We start from the raw sequence: 25,069 nt of genomic DNA on the forward strand, positions 1-25,069 counted from the left end.
CTCTTTAAAGCGATAAAGCGTATCATGATTCACACTTCCTCCATGTTGTTAACCAATCGAATGGCTCCGTTACAGGCTTGCATCACCTTCCTTGCAAGCATATTCAATCCGAGGGAGCAGTTTGCGGTAAACGTCCTCGATGTCAAGGATCGACATCGGCTTCGGGTTGTTGTCCATCAATCGCTTGACTTGGAAAGCGGCTTCGGCGAGTACGGGAACATCCGAGGACCGCACGCCGTAGACGGCTAGATTCTGCGGAATTTGCAGCTCTTTCGTCCACTCCGCGATCCGTTCGACGACAAGCTCCGCCGCATCGGCGGAAGCGCCCGCTTCGGTCACGATGCCCATGGCGGAAGCGACGCGCCTCAGCTTATCCCGAACGCTGTCCATATTGAACGCCATGACATGCGGAAGGAGCATCGCGTTCGCCGCCCCGTGAGGGATATGGAACCTTCCGCCGAGCGGATACGCCATCGCGTGAACGGCCGCCGTGCCGGAGCCCGCGAGCGCCATTCCGCCGAACATCGAACCAAGAAGCATCGCGCTTCGGTCTTCGACGGCGTGTCCGTCATGGAACGCGGACACGATGCTTCCCGAGAGCAGACGAATCGACTCCAAGGCCAGCATGTCGCTGATCGGGTTCGCTTTGTTGGACAGAAAGGATTCCAACGCGTGCGTGAAAGCGTCCATGCCGGTTTCCGCCGTGATCGACCGCGGAAGCGACAGTGTCAAGGCGGGATCCAGCACGACCAAGCTCGCGTATAAGCGGCTGCTGACGATGCCCAGCTTCAACGCTTCCTCCTCCAGCGTCACGATGGCGTTCGGCGTGACTTCCGATCCCGTGCCGGACGTCGTCGGGATAAGCACCGTCGGTACTCCCGCATGGGGAATCCGCTCCGTGCCGATCATCTCTCTCACGCGCAGCCGGTTCGTACGCAAGACGGACAGGAGCTTCGTCGCGTCCAGGACGCTGCCGCCGCCGATTCCGATGTAGACGTCGAAGGGCTCTTGCCCGATTCGGTCGGCCAGCGCTTCGATGTGGTCCGCGGTCGGCTCCCGCATGACGCCGCCGATCGTTTCGGAGGCGATGCCGCTTCCGGCCAGCCGCGCGGCCAGCTCGTCCGTTGCGCCTTGCCTTCGCATCGCGTCCGATGCGACGATCAGCGCCTTATTGATCCGGCCCAAGCCGCGAAGTTCCGGCCCTAGATTTTGCATCGCGTGAAGTCCGGCGATGATTTTGCCGGAGGTTTGAAATTGATAGATTCTTGCAGGCTCATTCATTCGAATTCCCTCCCGGATTTGCCCCTCGTTATTCGTGCGGGCTGTCGCCGCCTTGCTTGTGTATCGCGATTCTCGTAATCCGGTAATCCTTGATCGAATCGCGATTTCATCACATTCGTTCTCTTTCCATCTCGGTCGTTCGATGATTCGCGGCAAAGGTAAAGCAATAAGAGCCCGGGCCCGAACGATAGACCGCGTGACCGTCTTCGCGTCCCTCGTATGCGACGTCCGGCCCGCTCGCGAGCACCGGCGTGTCCGGAGAGGAGGGAATCCGGATCAGACCTTCGCTGTTCGCCGGAATATCGACCCGGACGGTCATTTGGTTAGACGGGCCGAGCTCCCAGCGGACGCTCGCCCTGCCGGAGCGAAGCTGCTGCCACGCTTCCGCCCATTCGACGCCTTGGACGACCGTCGGCTTCGCCTTGACGAGGTAGCGTCCGACTTCCGGGCGATAACGATAATCCAAGCCGGCAAGGCTGGCGTACAGCCACTCCTCCAAGTGGCCCAGCATGAAATGGTTTTGCGATTTCCCGACGGTCGGTCCGTCCCAGGCTTCGGTCAGCGACGTCGCGCCGTGAGCGACCTGATAAGCGTAGCCGGGCGCATGCGGGTTTCTCGCCATCTTGCCGACGACATCCGACCGGCCTCCGCTTGCAAGCGCCGACAGCACGTAGCGGTGCCCGACGTCACCGGCGGTCGTCTGCCAGCCCCGCTCCCCGATATTGCGGACGAGGCGGTCCAAGAGGACGCCGCGCAGTTCCTCGGGGGCAAGGCCGATCGCGAGCGGCATGGCGATGGCCGTGTCGCTCCCTTCGGCGTACATGGCGTTAGCCGTATCGTAGAACGCCGAATGAAACGCCGTTCGAATGGATTCGGATAGCCGCGAATGGGCGGAAGCGTCCTCGGCTTTGCCGAGCACCAGCGCGATTTCGCCGAGCGCTCTCGCCAGCCCGAAGAAGATGGCCGTCTCGACCAGCGCGACGGACGTATTCTGAGCGAAGCCGGGGCCTTTCGGTCCGATGTCGTACCAGTCGCCGAGCCCGCCGCGCAGAATGAAGCCGTCCGATGCCTCGGTCAAATAACGGACATAACGGCCCATCCCCTCGTAGTGCCGCTCGAGCGTTCCGACGCTGCCGTAACGCCGAAGCATCTCCCACGCGAGCAGAATATAGGAGCCCCCCCAAGCGGCCGCGTCGCGAAACATGTGCCAAGGCTCCTCGAATACGACGTACTCCGGCGCCGTCGTCGGCACCATGCCGTTCGGAAGCTGGGCATCCGACATGTCGCGCATGATCTTCTCGAGCAGCGCTTCGCATTCGTAGTTGAACATGACGGAAGGCCCCATGAGATGTAGCTGCTCCAACCAGCCCAGCTTCTCGCGATGCGGACAGTCCGTGAAGACGCTCTTCATGTTGCTGAGGATCGCCCAGTTGATGATCTCGTGAATCCGGTTGAGCAGCGGATCCGAGCACCGAAAGCCCCCGGCGTCCTCGACGTCCGGACCGATCATGTGGCCTTCGAGACCGTGCAGCACGGGAAGGTCCGATTCCTCGAGGCCTTCGCCGGCGGGCGCCGCGCCCTCCACTTGCACGTACCGGAAGCCGTAATACGTGAACCGGGGATGCCATTCTTCGATGCCTTCCCCCTTCAAGACGTAATTCAGCTCGTATGGCGATCCCGAATATTTCTGATTGGCCAACCCCTCTTCCGTCAAGAGCTCCGCGGGCTTCAGCTTGACCCGCGTTCCGTTCGGGCCGCTGACGCGAATGCACGGCCAGCCCGAGAAATTTTGCCCCAAGTCGTAGACGTACACGCCCCTCCGCGGCTCCGAGACGCCGCGTGCGGGCAAGCGCTTGGTAATCGCGAGCGGGGGAGACGATTGCGCCGTCAGTTTGCCGGGTGGGGGCTCCAGCTCGCAAGCGCGTCTCCAATCCCTGTCTTCCACGAAGCCCGGACCGTCCCAGCCCGTCCGCTCCAATCCGGCATCGTAATCCTCGCCGCCGTAAATACATGAGAAGGTAAGAGGGCTGTCGCTTAGCGACCAAGTTCCGTCGGTGACGATCGTCTCCGCGGTCCCGTCGGCATATTCGATGACCAGCTCCGCCAAACATTTCGGGTTGCCGAAGCTGCCCTTGAACTTGGCGTAGCGTCCGCCGGCCACGCGATAGAAGCCGTTGCCGAGGAGAACGCCCACCGCGTTCTCCCCCTGCCTGAGCCCGGGCGTCACGTCGTAAACCGAGTACAGCACCGTCTTGTCGTAATTCGTCCACCCCGGCTCAAGCTGCCGGTCGCCGACCTTCGCCCCGTTCAGGCGCAGCTCGTAATGTCCGAGTCCGGTAACGTAGACGCGCGCGCGGGCAACCGGCTTCTTCACCTCGAAAGACTTCCGGAGCTGGATCATCGGTCCGCGGTCCGCCGCTTCGGCGGCATCGCCGATCCAGCGCCCCGACCATTTCGCTTCGGCCAATAGGCCCGTCTCCCACCATGCCGCCTTGCTGACGGCCGGTTGACCTTGGCCGTCCCACGCCGTTACGTGCCAGTAATACCTCCGCCTCGGCATCAGCGACGCCCCTTCGTACGGGATGGAAACATGCTCGCAGCTTCTCACGATGCCGCTGTCCCATACATCCGGTTCGCCGAGCTTTAGACGCTCCTCGCTGGACGCGACGGCGATTCGGTAAGCGCTTTGGCCGCTTCCGGCTCCGGCCGGCTGCCCGAACGACCAGCTTAACCGGGGACGCTCCGCGTCCAGCCCGAACGGGTTAAGGATGCCCTCCGTCCGCAAGTCCGTCGCTTTAATCGCCGCCACGCTGCTCCTCCTTTAACTCGCGCGAAGTCGCCACGGCGATCGTTCGGTATTCGGGGAAGAAGTTGCAGGTCCTGTCGCCATTCTGAGGCTTGCGGCATGCCGTATAGAAGTGGTACAACACGCCTTCGTGCGCGATGACGGAAGGCTTGTGGGCGTAGGATGCGTCCAGCTCTCCCGGCTGGCCGGTCTCGATGATCGGATCGGGATGTTTGGTCCAATTCAGAAGGTCGGCGGAGTAGGCGACGCCTTCCTGCGCCTTCTTGTAGTCGAAGCCGAAGAAGAACATGGCCCAGCGGTCTCCGTCCCTTAGCACGCAAGGATCGCTAACGAATCCGCCGTCCCATGCCCCCGGCGTAACGCGAAGGACGGGATTGTCCGAATGCCGGGTCCACCGGACGAGATCCGTCGAGGTCGCGAGACCCGTCTGCTCGATCCATCGGCCGTGCGTTTGGTTTTTGGCGTTGTAGAACAAATAAAAGGTTCCTTCATGCTCGAGCAAGCACTCCTTGTAGAGCCCGCCGCTCTCCCACGGCTCTCCTTCCTCCGGCGTCAAGATCGGCTCCGGAAGCCGATGCCACTCGAGCAGCTCCTCGTCCTCCGTCCAGGCCAAGCCGATTCGGGCCGAGCCTGCCTCGTAGCCGTCGCCCGGATAGGAGTGATAGGCAAGCCAATATTTGCCGTTCCACTTTTTGAGAGTGCCCGGCCCGTGCAAATCGTTGTCGCGCAGCATCCAGGTTCCCGCCACGTTTCTCGAATCCCAGGCCGAGCCTTCGTCGCAGCGCAATATCGTCGATAAAGGTTCGAACCGCAGCAGATCGTCGCCGACCGCAAGCGCCGTCTGATAGCCGATGCCGTCGTAGCCGACGTACATCATGTAGAACCGGCCGTTGTGGCGGAACACGAACGGGCAGTCCACCGCGTGGTAATCGAAAGCGCCTTCCTCCCCGGAGCCGACCAGAACCGGTTCGCTCCGTTTGTAAGGCGTCAGCCAAGCATCGATCGTCATCTTTCATCCTCCTCCGATTGCGTGAACCATGCTCGAACGGGACCGTACAGCCCTCCGGCAGGGAACGAAGCCTGCCATTCCGGCCTCGGCGTCTTGTCCCAGTAGGTGACGGCCGGGTTCGCGCCGACGAGACTGGTCGGGCGGCCGTGCTCATAGAATGTGCCTAGCGTATTCGTGACGCGTACGCGCAGCTTATGCGAGCCCGCGGCCAGCTTGCCTAACGCGAACCGATACGGGCGCCATACACGGACGCCGGCGGGAGCACCGTCCGCCCACACCTCGGCGGTCCCCCTCACGTGGCCCAAATCGAGCAATACCGTGCCTTCCGCCGCGAGCTCCAGCCGCGTCTCGTATTCAACGGCACCGCTGTGATGCGGCAGATGCAGCGCGGTCCGCCAGTCGCCAAGCTCCCCTAGGCGAGGTAAGGTTTCGAACCGGATCGGCGCGTTTATCACGGCGGCTTCCGTCAACGCGCCTTCCGGTTCGATTCGGACGGCGGCCATCGTTCCCGCCGCCTGCGGGGCGAAGGAACAGCAACCGCTCGCGAACGCCGTCTCTTGCCCGCCGATCCAAAGACGCACCTTGCCCTCGACCTCCAGGTGCATGCGATGCGTACCGACGGGCAGAGGGAATCGGAGCCAAATCGGCCGACCAATCCGGCTCGCGTCCGCCACGAACGGGACGGGCGCCGTCGAAGGCGCCGAGCCCGGCATCAGCCAGCCCACGCCTGGCAGCGGATGGGGACGATCGTTGATCCAGAGCGACTCCGTCTCGGCGAACTGCAGCACGCCGCCATGATGGACTAGCGCGGGTTCTCCCCGTTCGTCCAGCCAATCTGGACCGGTGCAGAAGGGAATCGCGCCGCCGTCCGCCAGCTCGATTCTCCCGTCGACGAACACGTCGCCTTTGCCTTCGGGCAGCAGCAGCGCGATGTCGTTCGCGCCTTCCCGCCAATAAGCAGTAATATCGACTTCCTCCTGGCCCTGCCGAATGTACGGATTGAAGTCCCCATGCTCGGTTACGGCAATCCCGTTCACCGCAAGGACCGCCCTTCCCCGCGCGGCGAACACAAGGCGCACGCGGCTTGCCGGCCGGTTCGGCGGCGCCGCCAGCCCGATCCGAAGGCGGGAGCTGGCAGCCGGCCGTCCCGCGTATATCCATTTGGGCAAGGGCATCGCGGCCGATTCGTTGATTTCGACCGCCGCGCGCTGCATGCCCTTCGATCTTGCTTCCGCTCGCAGCAAGACCGCGTTCGGCCCTTCCTTCAGCCGAACCCAAGCCGTCCTCTCCTCCGGTCCGCCGCTCCATTCGATGGCCTCGCCGTTCACCCATCCCTGCAGATCGGCATTGCTTTCCGTTCGGATCCAGAAGCATCCTTCCTCGCGAGCCATGGCGTTCGTGGCGGCCCAGACGGTTTCGCCCTTCGACGCTTCGCCAAGATGCAAATATCTTCGCGGCACGCGGCCCATCCGTCCGGCCCAGGACCGGAATTTCAGATCGCCGAATACCGTGCTGTAGACAAGCGGCTCCGCTTCTTTCGGATCGTAGGACTCGCCTTTATGAACGTGCCAGTAAGCGGCTTCGCTCCATAGCCGTTCGTCCCAACCCGCGTCGGAATACTCCTGCATCTGCCAGCCTGCCGCCGTTCCGTCCTCGCCGCGTTCCTCCGTGCGGACCCGCATCATGCGCCGCTCGGGAGGCATCAGTCCCCGTCGTTCAGCATGCAGGTCGAAGTCCCCGTACCGATTGTCCAGCGTCGGCTCGATCCGGACGCGCCACTCCTCCAGCGTTCGTTCCTCTCCGCCGCCTGCCGGACCTGATCCGATCTCCGCGGGAAAGCGTTCCCGATGCGAGACCAAGGCCGAAGTCCGTGCCGCCGCCGACTCGTCTGCCGCTCGGCTTCCCGCATCCCGGACGGACGTCGCGCCACACACGATCAAAGCGGCAGGCCAATGGTCGAAGGAGGCCTCTACGCGGATCCAATCGCCCTCGCGCACATACGCGACGGGACCGGTTCGGCCGGTTACCGGGTCCCATAGCTCCGGAACGCCGGCCGTTCGCAGCCGGTAGACGGCTGGCGGAAGCGGCCGCGCGGACTCGACCGCCGGTTCGTGCATCTTCAGCAGCTCACCGTTCTTCGGCAGCAGGAGAAAGATATCCGCGTCGTCCGTTCGCCGATGCAGCGACAGTCCCGGTCCTTCCGCTCGCTTCTCCGCCTTCCGCTCGGCGAGCGCGGCCGCCTCCTCCGCCGTGTCGACGAAGACGGCGCCCGGAATCGCTCCACGCTCCTCCTCCGGGACGTCAACCCCGACGACCAGCCCGCCCTGCCGCGCCATGGCCTGCGCCACCGCAAGCGCCGGCGCGTCCATGGCGGTCGTCCCGCATAACACGAGCACGCCGAATCGCTCGCCGGCGATGTCCAGCTTACCGTCCCTGACGAGGCTTCTCTCCAGCGCGGAATCGTCCACGACGTCGAAGTCGAGTCCAAGGTTGCGAAGCGAACCCGCATACGTCTCGGTATCCTTGCGGTGGGTTGTGCCCGCCACGCTCCAGTACGCCCGTCTCAGCTGCGTAATCCTCTCACGGGGGTCCCGGTTGGAAGCGCCCATCGGATGCTCTTTCGGCTTCACGTCGTCCAGGGACAGATACCCTACCGCCGCATAAGACGGATAATGAACGGCAACATCGGCGACATGGTTTCCCTCGCTCAGCAAGCGGCATACCCGGCTGACGGTGTCCGCGAACACCCCGTAGTGCTCGAAGTAGGGCTGGCGCCACCCCGTATCCGGCGGCGCCCATTCCCACCATCCGCCGCGGGTGGAGTAATAGACGGCGTGGGGACTGAACAGCGTCACGCCCGTCTGCAGCCAAGGCACCAACCAATGCATCGTTTCCTCGAGCGTGCCGCCCCAGCCGCTGGAGTGAAAGCCCTCCAACCAGACGCGGGATCCGCCGTTCAAATGGACGAGGGAGGAGTGGGCCTTCAAGTCCCCGTCCATGTCCGCTCCGGGCGAATTGTACCACCGGTGCGTCCGGAAGTAATCGAGGTACAGCCGCTGCGCGCCGTGAACGTCGGCTCTGCGCGCCGGGCCGGCCTGGTCGCAGCCGATCAGCATGCCGTATTTGCGGTGCCACTCGCCGAGCGGCTCGAAGAACGCCCGTTCCGCGAGCTCCGCCGCGATCGCGTAGACGCGTCGGCGAACGTCTGCCGCACCCGGCCCTTCGTCGAACAACGCTGGAAGCGCCTCCAACAAATCGTGCCGGTGACGCTCGCGATAGAGGATCGGTACTTCCGGCGACCATAGCGGCAGCGGCGGCAGCTCGTCTTGAAAGCTGCCCGCGATCGTTCGGCCGAGATCGTCCGGAAAGCGTCTCTCGAATTCGCCGTGCACCCGGTCGAGCAAAGCGGCCGACGCTTTCGGATCCAGCCAGTTGAAGCCCTGACGCTCGGCGGTGTACCGGTAATCGTCCGTCTCCAGCAAGAGCTGGGAGCCAGTAGGCGCTTCCTCATCCTTCGGATACCTGCGCAGCTGATAGCCCGCGTATGCCGGCACCTCCGCGACGAGGCGCGCGAGTTCGTTCGCGCCGGAGAACCCGATTTGATCATAGAACCACAGTCTCATCCCCAGCCGCTCCGCTTCCCGCAGCGCGGCCTCGAACAGCGTCCACCATTCCTCGCTCATGTAAGCCGGGCGATCGCCGCAGGAGCCGTATTGCGGTCCGGTCGGCGCCAGATGGATAATGCCGATATTGCGCAGCCCTCCCTCCCGGAATTTCCGCAGCTGCCACCGGATTCGCTCTTCCGTCACCTCTTCGCCGCTCCACCACCAGAACGGCACCGGTCCGTATCGCGGATCCGGCTCCTTGAACCGATCGTGCATTCGAGTCCATTCCGAAACCATGCCCATTCCCTCTCCTCTCCGATACAGGCCTTCGCGCGAGCGTGCGATTCCCCCGCCTAGCCGGGTTCTGTTCGTTTGAACACCACTCTACACGGTTTAAAGGCTTTGTTTATAGGTTGCTTCCATCGACTTTATAGGTCATTTCTGAGTGATGTGCGATTCGTTGCGTTTCTTGATTTCGAGGACGAAAAAAGCAAGCCGTCACTCCCGTGCCGGGAAGCGATTGCTTGCTTCGATTGTTCATTTACGCCGCAGGCTGCCACGCTATCGCTCTCATCCTCCGAGTCTTACGCGTTCGAAATAATCGGCCCCCCCGACCTGACCGCCTTTCAGCGCCAGCTGAAGCCCGTCCAGCCGCGGATCCTCGGAGTAGCAACGGCATAACGGCCCCCCCGGGACGATGGCGCTCAAGCATGACAGGGCGTAAATGCCCAGCTCGCGCGTCACGTACCCGGAGGTATCGCCTCCGGCAATAAGAATGCGGCGCAAGCCCGTCGCCCGCAAGAGGTCCGAGGTCAGCCTGCCAAGCTGCGTGCCGATCAAACGTCCGGAATCCGCCGGCTCCATGCCTCTGGCGTTCAAGGCCTCCCGAAGCGCTGCGATGGCTGGATCCTCGGGTCCGTCCGCGGAATAGACGATGATATTCCTGCCTTGCTCGACGAACGGCAGCGCCTGCTTCAGCAGCGACCGTCTCGCCTCGTCCGCCCGCCCCGGTTCGAGCCAATCCCGCGCCCGCACCCGTATGCCGGCGTAACCTCGCTTAAGCGCCCACGCGATCTGCGATTGCGTGACCGGCGAACAGCTTCCCGAGACGACCAACAATTGATCCGCTTGTTCCGCCGCTTGCAGCCGCGCCCCTCCCGGGTCGACGAGCCCCTCTTTCGCCCAATGGGCGGCCAGCGCGTATTCCACGCCCGACGAGCCAATGACGAATAGTCCCGTCCCCCGTTCCTCGGCCTCCCGCCACATTAATCTGCCCGCCGCCTCCAGCCGCGGGTCGTCGATGACGTCGAACAGGAGAGCGGCCGGCTCCCCGACCTCCAGCCGATGCTCGAGCCTGGCCGACACCTCCTCGGGCACGCCGTCCAAGGCCGTCCACTCCATTAACGAAACGGGCAAATCCGTTTGCTCCCGAAGATGCAAGCGAAGATCGGATTCCCGCATGGGCGTAATGGGATGGCGGGACATCGTGGGATGGCGGTCCAGCCGGTACGTACCGCCGTCGGCGCCCGCCGCGGCGAAGTGGTGGCCGAACAGCGTGTAGCGCTTCAGGGCCGGCACGCCGACCAGGATCGGCACGTACCTTTGACGCGGATAGACGGACCTGCCCAGCTCCAGCACCTTGCCGATGCTTCCCGCGCGGGGCGAAGAATCGAAGGTGGAGCATACTTTATAATGCACGACGGCCGTTCCGTAAGCATGGAGCCGTTCGAGCGCCGGCCGAAGCTCGCGCTCCATCTCGTCCGGCGTCATCGACCGGCTTACGCCCGCGACGCCGAAGCACCGCACGTTCGGGAACCGTTCGGCGAGCAGCTCCGGCGGCGGGGGATCAAGAAACAGCACTGTGTCAGCGCCGCTCTTGGCGAGAGCCTCCATCGCGTCGGTGGAGCCGGTAAAGTCGTCGCCGTAGAAGCATAGCAGCCGATCGTTATGTTTCGGCATAGCTCCCGGTACGCTCATAGCGCTCGTTCCTTGCGCTTAAACTTGTCGAACGCGCGCCGCAGCTCGACCCGCTCCTTCGCGTATTCTTCGGCGGGAATGCCGCGCATCGCGGCCTCCCAGCCTTGCTTCATGCTTTCAACGCCGGCAGCCGGCCCGTCCGGATGGGCAAGAATGCCTCCGCCGGCGAGATGCATGACATCTACCGATCGCGTCCGTTCGAACGTCGTCTCCGCCGTCCCCGCCCATTGCCCCGACGAGAGTACCGGCATCGCCGAATAGCCGTCCCACATGGGCTGCAGACAAGCTTCCACGGACCTCGCGACGGATTCGTCGCTTTCGTAGAACTTGCTGCCCAGACCGTTCACGTGCAGATGGTCGGCCCCCGCAAGCCTGCACAGCTTCTGATAGACCCGGAAATCCATCCCGAGCTGTCCGTGCCGCGTCAGCATCCCCCACTGATTCCGGTGACCGTGGACGGGAACCTCGCTGAAGCCGTTCAAATAGGCGAGTCCCGCGAAACCGATGCTGTTGATGCTGACCATTACGCAATTGCCGCCCGCCTTGACCACATGCTCGTGGTTTCGTTGCAGCTCTTCGATGTCGCCCGTAATATTGCAGGCGTACATCGCCTTGCGCCCCGTCTTGTCCGCCGCTCTCCCGATGGCCCGCATCACCGTCTCCGCTTTTTCCCGCAGGGGCAAATAAGGCGGATTCGCGTTCAGCTCGTCGTCCTTGATGAAATCAACCCCCGATACGGCCAGGTCGTATACGAGCGCCTCCAATTCCGCACGCCCGAGACCCACGCTCGGCTTAATGATCGTACCGATGATCGGCCGGCCGCGGACGCCGGTTATTCGCCGGGTCCCTTCGATGCCGAAGCGCGGACCCGGATAACGGGTCTTGAAGTCCTCCGGCAGCTCCAGATCGACGAGACGCAACCCCGACAGCTCGCGGAGCTCGTACAGATTGCCGGCCACGCAGGCCATCAGATTCGGAATCGACGGCCCGAAATTATGAAGCGGGAACGACACGACAATCTCTCCGCGCGAATAGCATCCTTGAGCGGCCGGCGGAGCGAGCGCTCCGGGAAGCGACGGCTGCGCAACCTGCTCCAATGGCGTGATTCGTTCGATTCTGGCGCCGTGCCGCTCCTTGAGCGGCTCCGTCTCGCCGGGCACCGCCGTGAACGTGCCCGTCGATTGCTCCCCCGCGATGGACGCGGCCGCCTGCTCCAGCGTCAACGGGGTTTCCACCAAATAAGTAGCCGTTACCCGATTCGTTTCCAATTCCCAACACCTCGCCGTAGCATATCGATTAACTCAAAGATTCCAATGCCCGCTTCACGGCCATGACGCCCGAACGCGGACTCGACAATACCGGCTTGCCGGTTTTCTCCCGGAGCGCGGCTTCCATCCTTGCCATCGAGCCTTGCGCGAGCACGATCGCGTCCACCGAGCCGGCAAGGCCGGCCGCCGCGTTCGCGATCAGCGCGTCATGCTCTTCCGGCTTGCCGGCAACCAGGGCATCATATGCTCCCGCCGCCAGTCCGTCCGCCAATGCGACTTTTTGGCCGATCGCCTCCGCTTGGGAGAGCAGCAAGGCCTTGGTCGGCTGCAGCGTCGTCGGCAAAGTCGCGATGACGCCGATGCGGGCATAGCGGCTTACCGCTTCCAGAGCCATTTCCTGATCGATCTTCACGATGGGCACGGATACGAACGGTCTCGCCCGGTCGACCGCTTCGCCGACCGAGGAGCAGGTATTCAGAATGACGTCGGCTCCAAGCTCCTCTGCGTTCCGATAGTAAGTCAGCAGCCGCTTCGACACTAGCGGCGTAATCTCTCCCGCGCGAACGACGTCATGGATCAAACCGTCGTCGATCAGATTGACGAGCCGGCAGTCCGGCAGCAGCTCATCGAATATTTTCTTCAGCGGATCCGCGAGCCCTTGGCCCGTATATACCGCGGCAACCGTCCATTTCATGGATTCCCCTCCGTCTTTCATCATTGCGCTTCATGGCGCTACCAGACGAAATCGCGATCCGGTCTGCGATAATCGCCCTCCCGCATAGGCGCGCGGTCGTAGACGGCGCGTCCGCTGTACAGCGGCTTTTGCCGTCCCTTCGGACTGATCTCGACGACGTCATCGCCTCGCCACTGCGCCGCGAACGATTGGCCGACCGCATTCTCCTGCGTGGTTCGGTAGCTTAACGGAAACGTGATCGTGATCGTCTCGCCCTCGCGGGCCGCCCCGAGCAGCAGGAAGCATTTATTGATCCAACTGCTCGGAGCTTTTCCGTTGCTTTCCGCCGTCTCGCCGCCGAGCTCGCGGAGCACGTTTATTTTGGTAAAGCCCGCCCATTCCGGAATGCGAACGGCCAGCCGCCGCAAATCCCGGCGAACGTGAAGCACGACTTTGCCTTCATGCGGCAAATAACTGTCGACGTCCAGCCATTTCGAGCCTCGGTTCAGCAGGAAGTTGACGCTGATCATGCCGTCCCGCTCGGTAATGGCGTTGCTCCAGCCCATGAACAACCCCCGGGTTCCGGAGCCTAAGCAGCAAAGCTGCAAATCGTTCGTATGGCCGCGACCCTCGTTCACGTCGCAGCAGAAATCGTTGGGAGCGGAATAGCCGGCGAAAGCGCCGCGCGAACGGTCCGCGACCTTGTAATAGGAGCGGTCCGCGCGAATGTCGCGGGACTTGTCGTCCAACTGCTCGACCCAATTCAAGTCCAGCAATTGCGATTCCGCAAGATGGTTCCGGATGAACCGCTCCACGGTTCCCCAATACTCCACGTAGCCGTTCCTGGCGAGCGTGATCCCGGTCGCGATCAAGTCCACGAGCGAACAGGTTTCGTGCTCGTAAGCCTGCTCGTGCAGATCGCCTGGGGTCCAGCCGAACGACGTGCACTTCGTCAGCGCCCAATCGTAGCTCTTCTTCACCCAGGCAATCAATGCGGCGTTGCCCGTGAATTCGCCGAAACGGGCGATCGCGTCGAGCGTGCCGAGGCGGGTATGGAAATGTCCGCTCCGGTAGGCAGGCGCGTCGTTGAAGCTTCCGTCCTCCAGGAAGACACGGCTTCGTTCCGTAATAAGCGCCGTGAAATATTGGCAGAGCTCGAGGGCGTCCGGATTTCCCGTTAATTCGTGGTACTTCAGGAGCGGCATGATCAGCCTGCCGCAGAAGGAAGCCGGATCCGGGGCAAGCCGGAGCTGCACGGCGTTCGCGGATGGCCAGCCGGATTCCTTGTATTCGGATGCCGGGTAATACCAAATGTCGCGCTCCTTGACCGCGATCCGCTTCAACGCGGCCACGTGACGATCTGCCGCTTCCTTCGCCTTCTCGTCCCCCGTTTCCATGTACCATGTCGTCAGCGACAAGATGACCGCGCGCTGATCGATCAGATTGGCGTTCGTCTCCCAGCGGTATACCGGATTCAATTGGCGATAGCTCATGCCGTCTTCCTTGAAGAAGGAGAGCAAGTTGGCCCGGTAGCGCTCCTCCACCTCGCGTCCGAACGTGGCGCCGGACATATGGCGGGCAAGGATCATGCCGTCGATCATGCGTCCGTGTGAGGAGCCGTAATCCCAATCCCCATGCGTCACGAACGCGGGCTTTGCCATTAAATTAGCCGCGAAAAACGGGATATGGCCAAAATCCTCGTCCGCCATGCCCACCATGGCGTTCAATGCATGGGCCGCCCGTTCTTCCAGCATCAACGTGTCCGGAATTTGACGCGTTGCCATGCGAATTCCCCCTCTCGTTATTCGGATCGCCGTCCGCCGGGCGTCAGCTCGATCGCTTGGCGGATCGCTTCCTTCATGCTTTGCTCGTCGGCAATGCCTTTGCCAGCGATATCGAACGCCGTTCCGTGGTCGACGCTCGTCCGGATAATCGGCAGACCGACGGTAATGTTGACTCCGGCTTCCAGTCAGATGCCTGCATACGGCCTTCGCCGTGTCTCCCCCGGTCAGAATGACGCCTTGCAGCTCCGTCGTATCCATGCATTCGGAAGCCGCTAAACCGAGCAGCGACGCGATCCGGTTCGACACTTCCGCCGCCGCCTGCAATCCTCTCGCGGCGCCCGCCACTTGGGCCGACCGGACTTGTCCGGGCGAGCAGCCGGCGTACAAGGAAACGTCAAAGCCTGCCGCAAGCGCCGTCCGGACGGCCGAGCTGCACCGCTCGAGCTCCCGGTCGCAGCCTTCGTCGGAAGTCATGGCCGCGATGGCGTCGAGCCCCACGGCCTTTGTTCGCGGGCATTGATTGAACGCGGCAACCTGGCTCCGGGTAATCTTGGAGATGCTGCCCGCAACCAATAGCACGGGTTTCCCCCTTTCGGGGACGACGCGCGACAGGTGCTCGTGTGCTCTGCGGCCTCTCGCCAACGCGAGCGAATCCGGCAGGCATTCCGCGAGACCGGACGAGCCTGCCCATAGCATTCGTCCCACGCCTGCCGCCGCGACGTCGGCGATTCGCCGCAAGTCCTCGTCCGAGACGGCGTCGCATACGATGATTTCGTTGCCGCTCCGAAGCAGCTCCCCGATTCGCATGCTAGCGGCTTCCGCGCCCGCTCGCAGTGCTTCAAGCGGCAGCAGTCCCGCTTGCCGTTGCGATTGGGAGGCCAGCAGCTTGACGAGATCGGCTTCGGCGACGGGAGATTTGGGATCCTTAGCGGTTTCCGTCCGATCGATCCGTACATCGTTCACATAATGAATGCCGTTTCGGGTCGTCCTTCCGATCTTCGGATAGGCGGGTGCAACGATGATGCAATCCACGGGAATGGCATCCGCGACGGCGTCGATTTCCGCGCCGAGATTGCCCCTCAGCGTGGAATCCAGCTTTTTGTACACGTGCTTGAAGCCCATCCGCGCGACTTGGAGCGCGGCGAGCCTGGTCCGCTCGTAGGCCTCGCCTGCGGCAACCGCCCTGCTGTCCGTATCCAGCAGATAATTTCGGAATTCCTTTCGATCGCCGAAACCTCTTCCGCATGCAAGACGACCCGCGTATCGAAGCCTCTCCGCGCGAACTGCACGCCCGAGTCGGTGGCTCCCGTCAAGTCGTCCGCGATAATCGCAAGCTCGTTCATGGCAGACGCATCTCACCGCGGCTCATGGTCTCGTCCCGCAAGAGCTTCCGCAGATGCGCCAGCCCGTTCTCGCGGAGCAACTCATCCACGCGGACCGGCCTGCCGCCTTCCCGCATGGTTCGCTCCATCGCCGCCATCAAGGCGAGCGTCACCACCGCTTCCTCCGCGTCCGGCAGCGGCTTCGCGCCATTGTCCAGACATTCCGCGAAATAGTCGATGTAGTTCTGATATTCCCCCGCGTGATGGCTGTTGCCCTCGAATCGGAAGTAATAATCGCGCTTATTCTCGAAGGAATACGTCTTGCGGCCTTCGCCCTCGAATCGCGTATGATACAGCAGATTGGAGTACTCCGCCCGCGAGGAGCCCTTCGTCCCCCGAATGACGCAGCCGATTCCCGGCTCGACCTCCGAGCCTAACGCCGGCAAAGTATAGCTGCCCGATATTTGGCCGATCCTGCCTTCTTCGTCCCGAACGAGGAGCCGCATGGAATCCCACGTCTCGAGGCCGTATTGGCGGCTGTTCCCGCTGACGTTGCCGTATCCGGTCACCTCCAAGGCGCCCGGCAAATACCAGCGGACCAGATCGACGGCGTGTATCATGAAATTGTACATCCAGCTGAAGCCCTTCTGCCGGCTCCACGGCTTGTTCAAGAACCAGCGGCTGTCCGTGATATAATGAGCTTCAACCGTCTGGATGCTTCCGTGGCGACCCCGCTCGTAATCTGCGCGCTGGCTGATCATCGGTTCGAAGAAACGGGAGCTTTGCCCGACGAATACATGCTTGCCGGATCTCCCCGCCAGCTCCAGCAGCTCGTTCGCCCCCTCAAGCGAGGTCAACATCGGTTTCGTGCAGATGACGTGCTTGCCTGCCTGCAGCGCCTGAATCATGTGGGGGAGGTGCAGCGGGTCGGGCGAATAAATGGCGATGACGTCGATGGCCGGATTGCTTAACAGCTCCCCGTAATCCGTCGTCCACTGATCGAAGCCGAACTCCTCGGCCCGAAGCTTGCATACCGACGGATTAATATCGCATACTTGGACAAGCTCCCATCTCGTGCTGCTTAACGCCGCGGACATAATGCTCCGGCCTTCCCCCAGTCCAACGACGCCAAGCTTGTAGGTGTTCATGTATCGGCTTCCTCCTCACCTTTTCCTAATTTCGAAATCCAGCATGAACCCGCGCTCGTCCGCCTTGTACATCCTTACCTCCGCGTCCGCGAACCGCTGCATCCAACAGTCGGAACCTCCGAGATGCGGCCCGGCTTCTTCCTTCACCCGATCATCCGACAGGAAATCGCCGGTTACCAGCCATTTGCCTTCGCCCGTTCGGCCGCTGGCCTTCCACGGCTCGGGGACGAGCCAGTCCGCGATTATGACCGTCGCTCCCGCTTCCGCTCTTCGACGGACCGCCTTCAGTGTCTCCGCGGAAAGGCGAGTGCCGGCAACCAGAATCATTTTCGGATTTCCGAGCTGCTCTTCACGCACCGTTTCGTCGAAGACGAGAACGTTGTTCGTCGGATAATAGAGCGGATGAACCCGCTCCTCTATGTCATGAGGCCTGCCCTGCAGCAATGGAAATTCGTCCCTCGGAACCTCCGCTTTCAAGCGATGACGCGGAAAGTCGAAGCCGGGAATATGCATGCAGCTGCCATGCGCGGGAATGGTGCCGTGGCTGAGCAGATGCCACGCGCGGAACACGCTTTGCGCAGCGTCGGGGACGGCAAGCCCCCGGTTGCCGAACAACCTTGCGTTCTGCCCGTAATTGCTGTCGTCCGAATGGATGAACGCGATGTCGGGGTCGGCTTCCGCGTGCGACCAGGTCAAGGGTTGCGCCGGAATAAAGGCCCGCACGAACTCCTCCCACACCTCTCCGAACTCCGTACGGCGGAAGCTGCCGTTCCCGTACTGCAGCAAAGCGTCGATATTTTCCGTGAACAGATGGGTCGGTCCCATAAAGTAGCCCATCTTGAGCGCCGAAGCGTACTCCTCCGGCGAGTGCCCGGGGAATCCCGGTGTCCGGATGAACCAGGGCCCGACGTCCGGTCCCCACAAATCCGCGCAAATCCACAGCCCTCGGCCGTATTGCTTCGCCGCACCGAGCGCCGTGGAAAGCTGAAGCGACTGGAACGACTCTTTCATGATTTTGGGACAAACGATCATTCCGCCCCTAGCTTTCGTGTGGAAGAGGGTGGGGAACACAAACTCGCCTACCAAGGGCACGCCCTCCGGATCGATTCCGGCATTCGCCAAGACGCCGCGCACGTGCGCCGTCCTCTCCGCCACCGCGCGAACAACCGAATCTTGCGATTGCCGCAGCGTGTTTTCTTCCGTGGTCCCCCAATGCGGAAGGAAGGCATCCTTGCGATATTGCGAGGCGTTGATTTGGAGATGCTCGGGCTCGTCGTACAGCAGGCCGATCAGCTTGCCGCTTGCAGCGGCTTCCAGCAGCGCCTCGTCGGGCACGTCGTACCGGTTCGTCCCTTCCGCGTAAGGTCCGTTAATATTTCCGTATTCGTTGCCCAAGCACAGGTCCATGCCGTGCTCGGCCATATCGCGCACCATAGCCGATTGCCCGGCCCCGTTCGGGAACATGTGGTGCACGTAGAAATCGCAGCCAAGCTCCTTCAGCGCCTGAAGGAACAAATCGGGAGCCGGGAGCGCCTCCTGGGAAGGATAGACGCTACCCGTGCCCGTTCGCATGATTTCGTCGGACGCTGCCCCCGCCCATGAATCCTGCCAGGCGATAACGGGCCCCTGCATGCCCAGCTTTGGTCTGGCCATTTTTTCGTTCCCCTTTCCGAATCTCTCGTTCTCTCATTCTGTGACTATAATTATAGGTGCAGAATAACCAGAGTTCTCTATCTGATATTGCTCGAAAGTTTAAGGATCTTGCTCTTCGGGGGACTAAATGGCAAGGGTCAGCGATGATTCCTTTCATGATGATTCTGGGCTTCATTTCCACTCATGCTGCCTCTTGGACGTCCCGGCAAGCAATGAAGCAACAGCCGTTTGCCAGCCTGACAAGCGTCTGTTCCGTTCAGACGACTCCATCAACGGTTCATATCGTGATCCTTCATGCGTGCAATTTGGCAGGCTATCCGGCGAGTTCCAAAGGCCAATGGCAAGACCACCCATATAGACGGAGCCCATCGCTGATCGTTCGGCTATGCCTGTGCGAGTGACCGGCTTCCGCAGCAGGTCCGCCTGGAATTGCATCAAGATCGCATTAACCGTGGCCCCTCCGTCGGCGCGCAGCTCCTCTAGAATGACGCAGGATTCGCTTTGCAGAAGCTCCACTGCGTCATGCACCTGATAGGCGATACTTTCGATCGCGGCACGGACAATATGCGATTTGTCTGTCGCGCGGTTCATTCCCGTAATAGCCGCTCTTGCGTCCGGCTGCCAGTAGGGCGCGCCTAGACCGACAAAAGCAGGTACGAGGTAGACGCCTCCATGATCCGGTGCACGCTCAAGCAATTGCTCCATTTCCTGATAGGTCGCGAACAGTCCCAAGTTGTCGCGTAGCCAATTCAGGCTGTCTCCGCTAGAGCGAATGACAGCTTCAAGCGCATACGTTACCCTTCCGCCGCAGCCCCAGGCGACGGTCGAAACGAGTCCTCCGCCGGCATGGGGAGCAGCGGCTCCGACGTTCATCAGCACCGAAGATCCTGTGCCGTAGGTCGCCTTTGCCATTCCTTCCTTCAGGCACAGGTTTCCGAACAGCGCCGCCTGCGAATCGCCGATTATGCCGGTCACCGGGACGGAAGCCCCGAGCCAGCCTTCGCTTTCCGTATAGCCGAATACTTCGTCGGAATTCCTTACTTCCGGCAGAATGCCGCGCGGAATACCGAACAATTCGCACAGCTCCTCATCCCAAGCAAGCGTATAGATATTAAACAGAGAGGTGCGGCTCGCATTCGTGTAGTCGGTTGCATGCGTCTTGCCGCCCGTCAGCTTCCAGACCAGCCAACTGTCGATCGTTCCCGCAAGCAGTCTTCCCTCATCGAGCTTCTCGCGCGCGCCCTCCACATTGTCCAGAATCCAGCGCCACTTCGTTGCCGAGAAGTACGGGTCTAGCGTCAAGCCAGTCTTCGCGGTGACCGTCCCCTCATGTCCCTGCTCCTTCAATCCCGCGCATGCTTCCGCCGTACGCTGGCATTGCCACACGACTGCGCGGCCAACCGGCTCACCCGTCATCCGGTCCCATAGGACGGCCGTTTCCCGCTGATTCGTAATCGTAACCGCCACAAGCTGCGCGGGAGATACATGCGCCTCACGCATGGCATTGAGCGCCGCAAGCTTGACATTGTCATAAATTTCTTGCGCGTCGTGCTCCACCCAGCCGGAGTTTGGGTAATACTGGCGATGATCGCGGCTGCTTCGGCTCCTCACCGTCCCGCTGGCGTTCACGATAAGCGCTTTCGTACCTGAGGTGCTTTGATCAATAGCCAATATAAATTTATCACTTGCCGACATAACAGACCTCCCTATTGCCCTAACAGTTCCTGCGCGAGACTACTGATATGTTCGACGCTGATGCCATAATGCCGGAACACTTCCGCCGTCTTGCCCGCGATAGCAGGTTCATCCGGAATGCCAACAATCCGCATAGGCACGGGATGATGCTGCACCACGACCTCGGCAACGGCCGCGCCCAAACCGCCGTGTATGCTGTGCTCTTCAATCGTAATGATTCGTCCGGTTTCGAGCGCCGCCTTCAGAATGGCTTCCTCGTCCAGCGGTTTGATCGTATGCATATTGATGACGCGCGCGGAAATGCCGGCTTCCGCAAGGGCGGCTGCCGCGTCAGCCGCAACCTTCACGGTCTCTCCTGCCGCAATGAGAGTAAGATCTCCTCCGTCTCTTAGCGTGACGGCCTTGCCGATCTGGAATTCGTAATCATCCGATTCGTAGACGTCCTCAACTGGATTCCGCCCGATTCGAATATAGGCTCCGCCTTCATATGCAACCAAAGCTTCCGTCATCTTTTTCGTCTCATGCCGGTCGGCCGGCAAAAGTACGGCAATGCCCGGGATCGCGCGCATGACCGCCAAATCCTGTACGGAATGATGAGACATGCCAAGCGCTCCGTAGCTGACGCCGCCGCTTATGCCGACCAGCTTCACATTTGTTGCGGAATAGGCCACGTCGACTTTAATCTGCTCGATGCTGCGCATGCTCAGGAAGCAAGCCGGCGATGTGACGAACGGTTTTTTGCCGCTGTGCGCGAGACCGGCGGATATGCCGACAATGTTTTGCTCCGCGATGCCTACTTCCACGAACTGGTCTGGATACGCGCTCGCGAAAGGCGCCATCGCCGCCGAACCGCGCGAATCGCTCGCAAGGACCATAATGCTGCCATCCTCTTGAGCCAGCTCCAGCAGCGTGTCGCAAATCACTTGTCTGTTGGCTATTTTGTTCGCCATTCCTTACACGGCCCCTTCCCGTTGATACGTATCCAATACAGCTTCCAGCTCCGCGATCGCCCGCTTTAGTTCGTCGTCGCTCGGAACGTGATGATGCCAATGAGGAATGTTTTCCGCAAAAGACACTCCTTTTCCCTTCACTGTATTGGCCATCACCAGGGTAGGTTTGCCAGGTTGTGCCGGGGCTGCCTCGAATGCTTCCACAAGGGAGTCCATGTCGTTGCCGTCAACGGTTACGACATGCCAACCGAATGCCCGCCACTTATCCTCCAGCGGCTCCAGCCCCATGACTTCCTCCGTCGATCCGCTAATTTGCAGCCGGTTGCGATCGATAATGCCAATGAGATTGTCGAGCTTGTAATGCGGGCCAGCCATCGCCGCTTCCCAGACGGAGCCTTCCGCCTGCTCGCCGTCGCCCATCAGGCAGAACACGCGATAATCGCCGCCGTCCCGCTTCGCGGCAAGCGCCATGCCGACCGAGATGGCAAGACCGTGGCCGAGCGCCCCCGTATTCATCTCGATGCCGGCCACCTTGTTGTTTGGATGGCCGATCAGCCTTGTTCCGAAAGCGCTGAACGTCTTCAGCTCCTCCTTCGGGAAGAAGCCAAGATCGGCGAGAATGCACCATAATGATTCCACCGAATGGCCTTTGCTGGCAATAAAGCGGTCCCGTTGCTCCCATTTCGGCTGTTTGGGATCTACTCTCATGACACGATAATAAAGTGCGGTAAGGATGTCCGTATTACTTAATGATCCACCTGTATGTCCGGTCTTGGCAGCGTGAATCATGCTCAGCAGATCGATTCGAATTTGCGCTGCTTTCGCTTTCAATTCCCGTACTTCCATTTGCCCGTCCTCCTCCGTCTGCTTCTATAAGCCGCTGCCGCGAAGCCATGCTTGAATTTCGCGTTCTGTCGGATCGACCGGGTCCGGCGTCAATCCCGGAATATAGCTGCAAGCCTCATATAACGCCGGGATAACATTGGCATGAATGCCGACGGAATGATGCACATAAGGCCCCTTAACGAGCTTCTCTTCCCATAGCGGCCAGTCGTTGACCTCCACCCACACATAAGAACCGCGGGTATATGGGCCTTTGATACCGCGCGCTTTGCCAAGGAACAGCTGGTAATCGCCATGATCGCCGTCGAAGCGCGCCAAAGTCATATCGCCGCCTTTCACTTCGCCTTCATGCGTGCCCGGCGAATGATCGTCGAACAGAAAGTGCTTACGGAGCCTCGGCTTATCCTCCACCGACATGGATACCGGGAAGTTGCCGCAATGGAATAGCAGCTCGCCGTTCGCGTTCTCGGGATGTCGGACCGTCAGATCGGCGAAGAAGGTCGGATGCTGGTTCATCGTTGCCGCCTGAACCATGATGGATGTAATTGCACCGTGAATATCCGTTTCGCAGGTAACCGGAATTTGCTCATCGGTCAATATCGCGTTCGCCAGACAAGGCATGATGCCCATCGCATCCTGCAGTGAAGACCAGCATTGAATCGCGATCGCGGAGCTTCCCGTCCGGACGGCGAACGATTTCATGGCCGCCTTCAGAGCCGCGATGCGGATGACGTCCGCTTCGGCCACCTCCGACCAGTCCAGCTTGCGTTTAATATAATCGACGGCTTCGGCTAGCTCCGGGCTTCCGTTTTTCTCGATGCGCTTTGTTTCCCTTTGAATATCGACAAGCGTAATGGGATGGATCTCAATGCCGAACCTCTCCAGCAATTCGCCTTCGTTGCACATCATCGTCCAGAACGACGAAGGACGCGGCCCGATTTGCAAAATGCGTAAGGTGCGGAAGCTTCTGACCACATTGGCTGCCGCGACGAAATTGGTAAAACCCCGCTCAAACACCGGATCGTCAATACGGCTATTGGTCACATAAGTGAAAGGAACATTAAAACGTCTCAGCACCTTGCCTGTCGCGAACAGGCCGCATTGCGTATCGCGCAGCCGCATGCCGTCCTCCAGCGGAGATTCGTCGCGAGGCCCCCATAGCAGCACCGGCTTGCCAAGCGCCTTGCCCACACGCGCCACCGTATCCTCCGTCCCGAAATTGCAATGAGGGAAGAAGACGGCATCCACTCCCTCCTTCTTGAATCGATCCACTAATGAATCCGCATTGATATTGTCGTCATAGAGCAGCCCTTCTTCGTTAATGCCTTCCAAATCGACGATGTCGATATCCATACCGAAGCTTTCGATTTTCTCCTTGATCAGCACCTTGTACTTGAATGCGTCCTCCGCGCTGAAAACAAACCGTCTTGTTGGTGCATATCCCAATTTAAATTTTTTCAAGCATGCGCTCCTCCTTGTTTTAACTAAACAAACTTAACTAAACAATCGTATTTTCAAATAAACAGTTCACAAAAACCAAGTCAATTAAACTTATGACACCTTTAAATTAACACCGTATTTTTGTTTAGTCAATAAGTTTATATAAACAAAAGCAAATAGTTTAGTTAATAGACATAAACGTTAATATAAACTCACAGCGTGATGTTGCTTATTATTCATGGGGATAGTAAACTAAACGTACTAAACTTCGATATTTGGAAGAAATGAAATGAGGCTGAAGTGGATTGAAAATGGAGGATATCGCGAAGCTGGCGGGCGTGTCCAAAGCCGCCGTCTCGCTTGCATTAAACGGAAAGCAAGGAATCAGCGTTGAAACGCGCGAAAAAATTATTCAAATTGCGGAGAAAAACGGCTATACCCACAAATCGAGATCGTCATCGGACGAGCCGTCTATCAAATCGCTGACGTTTCTCGCGATCGCCAATTCCGGCATTGTTCTGGAGCAATACTACCAGCAGCCGTTCTTTCGCGAACTGATCCATCATATCGAGGAGAGATGCCGTTTCTACGGCTATTCGCTTATGTTCACTTCGGTATCGCCAGATCAGTTTGCGGAGCAGCTTAAGCTGATTTCGGAGGAAAAGAGAAGCGATGGCGTCATTTTGTTAGGTACCAACCTTGGCCGCGAGCAAATTTCCGACATCGCGGGAGCGATTACGATGCCTCTTGTCGTATTGGACAACTGCTTTGAAACGCTCCCCGTTCATTTTGTATCCATCAATAATGTGCTGGGAGCCTATCAGGCAGGGATACACATTTGCGACAGCGGGCATTCATCCATCGGATATCTGGCATCTAATGTAAGAATTAAAAACTTCGACGATCGCCGGATAGGCTTCGAGTCAGCGCTTCGGGAGCGAGGGCTCGATCCAGGCGATGTGTGCGTCTTCTCGGTCGCGCCGACGATCCTTTCCTCTCAGGAAAACCTGTCGCGGCAGCTTACGGATTATTTGGCTGACAAGAAGCCGATGCCTACGGCTTTTTTCTGCGAGTGCGATTATATCGCGATCAGCGCTGTCAGAACGCTGCAAGAGCTTGGTCTTCGCGTGCCGGAGGATATATCTGTCGTCGGCTTTGACGATATTTCGGAAGCTAGAATCGTCACTCCCGAACTGACCACGGTTCAAGTAGCCAAGGAACGAATGGCCCATCTGGCTGTTGATCTGGTCATACAGTCGGCGACATCAGGCGAGACCGCCGCTTCCAAAGTCATGATCGATACGACGCTCGTACAAAGGAAGTCATCGGCATCTTCCCTAATTGCAAACGGCGAGAGCTGAAGCCAGCAACTCACATAGCCGCGGAAATCGAGTAGGCCTATGCGCATGCGCATAGGCCTCTCACAGATCCGGACGTGCGGGTCAACGCATCAGGCTCCTCCATGCATGCTGTCATACGCATCTGTGGCATTTCTTCGCATTTCCCGGTGGAGCTTTCTCACTTTTCGCCAGCTCCGCAATTGTATCGAACGGAGTCGCCTTCGGATCCAAGCATCCAAGTCTTGAAATCGTTTCAGAACATCACCTGATCTTCT

At 60.3% G+C, this 25,069-nt stretch carries 14 protein-coding genes and 2 pseudogenes; 1 reads left to right on the forward strand and 15 read right to left on the reverse strand.

The genetic code is table 11. The features are described 5' to 3' along the window. Positions 1-69 precede the first annotated feature (69 nt). From MHH82_RS15440 to MHH82_RS15510, 15 genes and pseudogenes are all read right to left on the reverse strand, one after another. Positions 70-1,281, reverse strand: a complete 1,212-nt coding sequence (locus MHH82_RS15440) for an iron-containing alcohol dehydrogenase (protein WP_340966611.1) — start codon at positions 1,279-1,281, stop codon at positions 70-72. A 109-nt stretch (positions 1,282-1,390) separates the two neighbouring features. Next, on the reverse strand, positions 1,391-4,090 hold the full coding sequence (locus tag MHH82_RS15445; RefSeq protein ID WP_340966613.1) for a family 78 glycoside hydrolase catalytic domain: 2,700 nt from the start codon (positions 4,088-4,090) through the stop codon (positions 1,391-1,393). Continuing rightward, positions 4,077-5,096 (reverse strand): hypothetical protein, encoded by a 1,020-nt coding sequence (locus tag MHH82_RS15450; RefSeq protein WP_340966614.1) that lies wholly within the window; start codon positions 5,094-5,096, stop codon positions 4,077-4,079. The genes MHH82_RS15445 and MHH82_RS15450 overlap by 14 nt, the downstream gene beginning before the upstream one ends. Further along, on the reverse strand, positions 5,093-8,998 hold the full coding sequence (locus tag MHH82_RS15455) for a hypothetical protein (protein WP_340966616.1): 3,906 nt from the start codon (positions 8,996-8,998) through the stop codon (positions 5,093-5,095). The genes MHH82_RS15450 and MHH82_RS15455 overlap by 4 nt, the downstream gene beginning before the upstream one ends. Positions 8,999-9,271: 273 nt before the next feature. Continuing rightward, a complete protein-coding gene (locus MHH82_RS15460) occupies positions 9,272-10,660 on the reverse strand; it encodes a four-carbon acid sugar kinase family protein (protein ID WP_041622175.1) in 1,389 nt (462 codons plus the stop codon). Between the two features lie 14 nt (positions 10,661-10,674). Beyond that, complete coding sequence (locus MHH82_RS15465) at positions 10,675-11,946, reverse strand: ribulose-bisphosphate carboxylase large subunit family protein (RefSeq protein WP_340966619.1); 1,272 nt, start codon at positions 11,944-11,946, stop codon at positions 10,675-10,677. A gap of 28 nt (positions 11,947-11,974) precedes the next feature. Next, entirely contained in the window at positions 11,975-12,640 is a 666-nt protein-coding gene (locus tag MHH82_RS15470) for an aspartate/glutamate racemase family protein (protein ID WP_145036347.1), read from the reverse strand. A 1,780-nt stretch (positions 12,641-14,420) separates the two neighbouring features. Continuing rightward, positions 14,421-14,588: pseudogene (locus MHH82_RS15475) on the reverse strand (4-hydroxythreonine-4-phosphate dehydrogenase PdxA); the annotation flags it as partial. Positions 14,589-14,646: 58 nt separating this feature from the next. Beyond that, a pseudogene (locus MHH82_RS15480) lies at positions 14,647-15,746 on the reverse strand (four-carbon acid sugar kinase family protein); the annotation flags it as partial. Next, positions 15,743-16,873: a Gfo/Idh/MocA family protein gene (locus tag MHH82_RS15485; RefSeq protein WP_340966622.1), complete on the reverse strand. Its 1,131-nt coding sequence runs from the start codon at positions 16,871-16,873 to the stop codon at positions 15,743-15,745. The gene MHH82_RS15485 and the pseudogene MHH82_RS15480, both read right to left, overlap by 4 nt. A gap of 15 nt (positions 16,874-16,888) precedes the next feature. Then, the gene (locus MHH82_RS15490) at positions 16,889-18,526 is read right to left on the reverse strand and encodes a hypothetical protein (RefSeq protein WP_340966624.1); all 1,638 of its coding nucleotides are present in this window, start codon (positions 18,524-18,526) and stop codon (positions 16,889-16,891) included. A gap of 171 nt (positions 18,527-18,697) precedes the next feature. Beyond that, the gene (gene glpK, locus MHH82_RS15495; protein ID WP_340966626.1) at positions 18,698-20,221 is read right to left on the reverse strand and encodes a glycerol kinase GlpK; all 1,524 of its coding nucleotides are present in this window, start codon (positions 20,219-20,221) and stop codon (positions 18,698-18,700) included. Positions 20,222-20,232: 11 nt separating this feature from the next. After that, positions 20,233-21,171 (reverse strand): transketolase family protein, encoded by a 939-nt coding sequence (locus MHH82_RS15500; RefSeq protein WP_340966627.1) that lies wholly within the window; start codon positions 21,169-21,171, stop codon positions 20,233-20,235. Between the two features lie 3 nt (positions 21,172-21,174). Continuing rightward, positions 21,175-22,017: a transketolase gene (locus MHH82_RS15505; RefSeq protein ID WP_015735258.1), complete on the reverse strand. Its 843-nt coding sequence runs from the start codon at positions 22,015-22,017 to the stop codon at positions 21,175-21,177. Positions 22,018-22,041: 24 nt separating this feature from the next. Further along, on the reverse strand, positions 22,042-23,475 hold the full coding sequence (locus tag MHH82_RS15510) for an L-fucose/L-arabinose isomerase family protein (protein WP_145036353.1): 1,434 nt from the start codon (positions 23,473-23,475) through the stop codon (positions 22,042-22,044). A 284-nt stretch (positions 23,476-23,759) separates the two neighbouring features. On the opposite strand from MHH82_RS15510, the gene MHH82_RS15515 reads away from it, so the two are divergent. Further along, a complete protein-coding gene (locus tag MHH82_RS15515; RefSeq protein ID WP_015735260.1) occupies positions 23,760-24,815 on the forward strand; it encodes a LacI family DNA-binding transcriptional regulator in 1,056 nt (351 codons plus the stop codon). Positions 24,816-25,069: the final 254 nt, after the last annotated feature.

Source organism: Bacillus sp. FSL K6-6540 (assembly GCF_038007545.1).

Excerpts from the sequence above, each read along its gene's own strand:
- MHH82_RS15485 (WP_340966622.1), bottom strand. The coding sequence starts at position 16,873 with ATGAACACCTACAAGCTTGGCGTCGTTGGACTGGGGGAAGGCCGGAGC.
- MHH82_RS15455 (WP_340966616.1), bottom strand. The coding sequence starts at position 8,998 with ATGGTTTCGGAATGGACTCGAATGCACGATCGGTTCAAGGAGCCGGAT.
- MHH82_RS15470 (WP_145036347.1), bottom strand. The coding sequence starts at position 12,640 with ATGAAATGGACGGTTGCCGCGGTATATACGGGCCAAGGGCTCGCGGAT.
- MHH82_RS15440 (WP_340966611.1), bottom strand. The coding sequence starts at position 1,281 with ATGAATGAGCCTGCAAGAATCTATCAATTTCAAACCTCCGGCAAAATC.
- glpK (WP_340966626.1), bottom strand. The coding sequence starts at position 20,221 with ATGTCGGCAAGTGATAAATTTATATTGGCTATTGATCAAAGCACCTCA.
- MHH82_RS15505 (WP_015735258.1), bottom strand. The coding sequence starts at position 22,017 with ATGGAAGTACGGGAATTGAAAGCGAAAGCAGCGCAAATTCGAATCGAT.
- MHH82_RS15460 (WP_041622175.1), bottom strand. The coding sequence starts at position 10,660 with ATGCCGAAACATAACGATCGGCTGCTATGCTTCTACGGCGACGACTTT.
- MHH82_RS15500 (WP_340966627.1), bottom strand. The coding sequence starts at position 21,171 with ATGGCGAACAAAATAGCCAACAGACAAGTGATTTGCGACACGCTGCTG.
- MHH82_RS15450 (WP_340966614.1), bottom strand. The coding sequence starts at position 5,096 with ATGACGATCGATGCTTGGCTGACGCCTTACAAACGGAGCGAACCGGTT.
- MHH82_RS15490 (WP_340966624.1), bottom strand. The coding sequence starts at position 18,526 with ATGGCCAGACCAAAGCTGGGCATGCAGGGGCCCGTTATCGCCTGGCAG.